Below are 3,580 nucleotides of genomic sequence, written 5' to 3'. Positions count from 1 at the left end.
TACGCCCACCGCTTCAGCGAGGAAGAGCGCATCGCCAAGAACGCCATCTGGCAGGTGCTGTGCCGGCACTTCTTCCAGCGCTATGTGCGGCCGGAGGATGTGGTGCTGGACCTGGGCGCCGGCTTCTGCGAGTTCATCAACAACATCCAGTGCCGGGTGCGCTATGCCGTGGACATCAGCGAGGAGACGGCCCGCTACGCTCGGCCGGAGGTCATCGTCTACCGCACGCCGGCGACCGACCTTTCCCCCATCCCCGATGGGACGGTGGACCTGGTCTTCTGCAGTAACTTCTTCGAGCATCTGCCCGATAAGGGGGCCATGAGCCAGACCCTGCGGGAGATTCACCGCGTGCTGGTGCCGGGCGGCCGGCTGATGATCCTCCAGCCCAATATTAAATATCTCTACAAGGAGTACTGGGATTTCTTCGATCACCACATCCCGCTGAGCCATCTGAGCATGATCGAGGCGCTGGCCGGCCACGGCTTCGTGCCGCGCCAGGTCATCCCGCGCTTCATGCCCTTTACCAGCAAGAGCGCCCTGCCCAAGTGGCCGTTCTTCGTGCGGCTGTACCTGATGTTCCCGCCGGCATGGCGCATCCTCGGCCGGCAGATGTTCATCCTGGCCGAAAAGGGAGGGCCGGCGGCATGAGCGCGACCGGGCGCGAGCGCTGGTGCCAGGCACTGCTGGTGCTGTTGCTGTTCATCAGCTACGCCTACTTCCCGCCGCGGCGCGTGGACTGGAACCAGAACGGCCGCATGGACCTGGTGCTGGCCATCGTGGACCAGGGCCGGCTGGAGATTGACGACTACGTCGGGAACACCGGCGATTATGCCCACTTCGGCGGACATTACTACTGCGACAAGGCGCCGGGGGTCTCGTTCCTGGGCGTGCCCTTCTACTGGGCTTTTCGGCAGGTGACGCGCCTGCCGGGCCTGGGGACCTGGATGGCACACCTGGCGGGACATCTCGCCTCGTCGCCGGCCTCTCCCCAGGAAGCGGCCGGCCTCTTCCCCTGGCGCGGCTACTTCGCCCTGGCGCTGTACGCCACGACACTCGGGGCGGTGGCCCTGCCCTCTGTACTGCTGGGCCTGCTGGTCTATCGGGGAGCGCGCCGGCTGGGCGCCGGCGCGGGGACCAGCGCCCTGCTGACCCTCGTCTACGGTCTGGGCACGACGGCCTTCCCCTACGGGAGCGCGCTGTACGGCCATATGCTGGCGGCGGCCTGTCTGTTCGGCGCTTTCTACCTCCTGTGGGGATGGGCAGAGGGCCGGCGCTCCGCCTGGCGGGCGTTCCTGGCCGGCCTCCTGCTGGGCTGGGCGGTGGTCACCGAGTACCCGATGGTCCTGCCGGCCGGCGTGCTCGGCCTCTACGCGCTGTATCGCCTGCGCTCGGTGAAACCTATCGGCTGGCTGGCATTGGGCGCGGCCCTGCCGGCGGCCCTGCTGGCCGGCTATGACCTGGCCATCTACGGCTCGCCCCTGCCCATGGGCTACGCCTATTCGGAGCTGTGGCAGGAGGAGGTGCAGACCGGCTTCATGACCCTGACGGCGCCGAGCCTGGAGCGGTTGTGGGGCATCACCTTCAGCCCCTATCGCGGGCTGTTCTTCCTGTCGCCGGCCCTGCTGGCGGCGTTCCCGGGCTTCGTCGTCTGGTGGCGCCGGCGGGAGCACCGCCCCGCATGGTGGGCCTGCCTGCTGGTCATCGCAGTGCTCCTGCTGTTCAACGCTTCCTCGGTGGTCTGGTGGGGCGGGTTCGCGGTAGGCCCGCGCTACATCGCGCCGGCGGTGCCCTTCCTGATGCCGGCCATCGCCGCCTGGCTGGCCAGGGGTGGATGGCGCCGGCCCGTGTTCGCCGCGTTGGGCGCGCTGTCCATCTTCGAGGTGTGGGCGCAGACCATCACAGCACTGAAGTTCTATCCGCCCGAGATGTACCGCTTCCCATTGATAGAATATGCCCTGCCCTTGTTGCGGCAGGGACAGATGGCGGCCAATTTGGGCATGGCGCTGGGTTTGGCGGGATTATGGAGCCTTCTGCCGTTAGTGGTGATAATGGCTGTGCTGGCGGCCGGCCTGGCATGGGCCTGTCGCGCGCCGGCAGGAGGGGTAGCATGACCGGCCGGCGGCTGTCCGCGCAACGTCTCTGGCTGGAGGGCCTGGTGCTGTTCCTCATAGCGCTGGCCCTTCTCCTGCCGTTCCACCGCTACAACCTGTGGGACATGACCGAGGGCTGGGTCATCGCCGACGAGGGGCATCAGGCCTATCAGCCCCTGCGCTGGCTGGCCGGCCAGATGTTTTACCGGGACTTCGCCACGGATAACTATCCGCCCGGCATGGTGCTGTGGAACGGTCTGCTCTTCCGGCTGTTCGGCGTGCGTCTGTCGGTCCTGCGGGCGGCCCTGGCCTTCATCGGCGCCGGCATCGCGCTACTCGCCTACCTGCTGGCGCGGGCGGTACTGCCGGCCGGCGCGGCCCTTGCCGCCTACGCGCTGTGCCTGACCTGGAATGTGCCGTATCTGAACATGGCCTTCCCCTCGTGGAAATGTGTGGTGTTGGGACTGCTGGCCCTGGGCGCGGTCTGGCGCTATCAGCGCCGGCCGCATGCGGCCTGGCTGGCCCTTGCCGGCGCCTTATGCGGCATCTCTGCCCTGTTCAAGCTGACCCAGGGCGCCTATCAATGGATCGGGCTGGCATTATTCCTGGCCTGGCGCAGTGCCGCCGGCCGGGCGGGGGAGGGCTGGCGCCGGCGGGTCTTCTCCCCGGAAGGGGCCGTCGCGTTCCTCTGCCTGGTGATGGGCGGCATCCTGCTGGCCGGCTATGCCACACCGGTCAACCTGGTGGCCTTCGGCCTGCCGCTTCTGCTGGCGTCGTTGGCCGTGTGGATGGGACAGCCGGCGCAGGGCATCCAACGGGGAGCGCTTCCTTTCTGGCGCGAACTGCTCTGGCTGGCGGCCGGGGCCGCTCTGGTGACGCTGGCATGGACGATCCCAGCCGTGAAGGCGGTGGGCTGGCCCTTGTTCCTGGAGCAGACCTTCCTGGGGCCCTGGCGCCGCAGTGCGCTGATGCAGGCGGCCATCCGCCCCCCGACCCCCAACGCCTGGGGAGCGCTGGCCTGGGCCGGCCTCGGCGCCCTGGCTGGCTGGAAGGCACGTCGCCTGCCGGCCCCGGCGGTGCTGTTGTACGGGCTGGCCGGTGTCCTGCTGTGGTTCATCCCGTGGGGCGGGGAATGGACGCTCCAAGGGGCACTGCGCGCCGGCCTGCAGAGCTGGACGGGCCTGCGCTTTTATCTGCCGGCCCTGGTGAGCCTGGGATTATGGTGGGACGTATGTTTGGGCCGGCGAGGGACCCCGGACGCGCCGTGGGCCGTGCTGTTCCTGACCTACGGCGCCTGGAATATGATGCAGGTCTTTCCGTTCGCCGATGCCAATCATCTGCTGTGGTCGATTCAGCCGGCCTTCATCGGGCTGGCCTGGCTGGGATATCAGGCCTGGCTGGCCTGGCGGGAGAAGGTCCACGAGGCCGGCCGGCGGTGGGCGTTGCCGGCGCTGGCCCTGGCGCCGGCGGCGCTGGTGGCCCTGCAGATC

The 3,580-nt window shown here is 68.4% G+C and carries 3 protein-coding genes; all 3 read left to right on the top strand.

Features of this window, described 5'->3' with window-relative positions; translation table 11 throughout:
- Nucleotides 1-57 precede the first annotated feature (57 nt).
- The gene (locus H5T60_12775) at nt 58-648 is read left to right on the top strand and encodes a class I SAM-dependent methyltransferase (protein ID MBC7243302.1); all 591 of its coding nucleotides are present in this window, start codon (nt 58-60) and stop codon (nt 646-648) included.
- Nucleotides 645-2,111: a hypothetical protein gene (locus tag H5T60_12770; GenBank protein MBC7243301.1), complete on the top strand. Its 1,467-nt coding sequence runs from the start codon at nt 645-647 to the stop codon at nt 2,109-2,111. Before H5T60_12775 ends, H5T60_12770 begins: the two co-directional genes overlap by 4 nt.
- On the top strand, nt 2,108-3,580 hold a 1,473-nt coding region (locus H5T60_12765; GenBank protein ID MBC7243300.1), incomplete at its 3' end, for a hypothetical protein. The genes H5T60_12770 and H5T60_12765, both read left to right, overlap by 4 nt.

The organism is Anaerolineae bacterium (genome assembly GCA_014360855.1).
Taxonomy (GTDB): Bacteria; Chloroflexota; Anaerolineae; order JACIWP01; family JACIWP01; genus JACIWP01.
The sequence above is the reverse complement of the archived record's forward strand: the minus strand, read 5'-3'. Positions and strand labels throughout refer to the sequence as shown.

Bases quoted from the DNA above. Each gene is read 5' to 3' on its own strand.
- H5T60_12770 (MBC7243301.1), top strand. From the start codon at position 645: ATGAGCGCGACCGGGCGCGAGCGCTGGTGCCAGGCACTGCTGGTGCTG.